General features: G+C 48.7%; 3 tRNA genes and 1 rRNA gene. All 4 read left to right on the forward strand.

Going from position 1 to position 953, the window contains the following annotated elements:
* A 16S ribosomal RNA gene (locus WN56_RS08615) occupies nt 1-396 on the forward strand; the annotation flags it as partial.
* 81 nt (nt 397-477) lie between these two features.
* Nucleotides 478-553, forward strand: a tRNA-Glu gene (locus tag WN56_RS08620).
* A gap of 2 nt (nt 554-555) precedes the next feature.
* Nucleotides 556-631 (forward strand) — tRNA-Lys (locus tag WN56_RS08625).
* A gap of 9 nt (nt 632-640) precedes the next feature.
* A tRNA-Val gene (locus tag WN56_RS08630) sits at nt 641-716 on the forward strand.
* Nucleotides 717-953: the final 237 nt, after the last annotated feature.

Here is a 953-nt window from a genome sequence, read left to right on the forward strand (position 1 = left end):
CTCCAGGGAGACTGCCGGTGATAAACCGGAGGAAGGTGGGGACGACGTCAAGTCATCATGGCCCTTACGAGTAGGGCTACACACGTGCTACAATGGCAGATACAGAGGGCAGCGAAGCTGCGAAGTGGAGCGAATCCCTTAAAGTTTGTCGTAGTCCGGATTGGAGTCTGCAACTCGACTCCATGAAGTCGGAATCGCTAGTAATCGTGGATCAGAATGCCACGGTGAATACGTTCCCGGGCCTTGTACACACCGCCCGTCACACCATGGGAGTGGGCTGCACCAGAAGTAGATAGCTTAACCTTCGGGAGGGCGTTTACCACGGTGTGGTTCATGACTGGGGTGAAGTCGTAACAAGGTAGCCCTAGGGGAACCTGGGGCTGGATCACCTCCTTACTGACGCTATTTTTGCGAGTGTTCACACAGATTGTATAGGTTGAAGTATTAAAGAGGATATGTTCCCAAACATATCGGCGTGTCCCATTCGTCTAGAGGCCTAGGACACCGCCCTTTCACGGCGGTAACAGGGGTTCGACTCCCCTATGGGACGCCATTGGGTTGTTAGCTCAGTTGGTAGAGCAGTTGACTTTTAATCAATTGGTCACAGGTTCGAATCCTGTACAACCCACCACTATATTGTGGGCGATTAGCTCAGTTGGGAGAGCACCTCCCTTACAAGGAGGGGGTCACTGGTTCGAGCCCGGTATCGCCCACCACGCTTTAAAGGTTTTTGCTTAAGAATCTTTAGAACGTGGTTTATTTAGCAATAAACGACATGCTCTTTAACAATCTGGAAAGCTGACAAGTCATTCTTAAAGAATGACAGTAAAGTTCTCAATCAGTGACAGAAATGTCACTCACACAATCAAGTGTGCTTGGGCTTTGTCTTAGTAATAAGCAAAGTCTCTATTTTGAGTCCGGCAAAAACAAAACCTTAGTTGTTTAAACCGTTT

Origin of the sequence: Salinivibrio sp. KP-1 (assembly GCF_000968645.1) — a bacterium.
In the GTDB taxonomy this organism is placed as follows: domain Bacteria; phylum Pseudomonadota; class Gammaproteobacteria; order Enterobacterales; family Vibrionaceae; genus Salinivibrio; species Salinivibrio siamensis.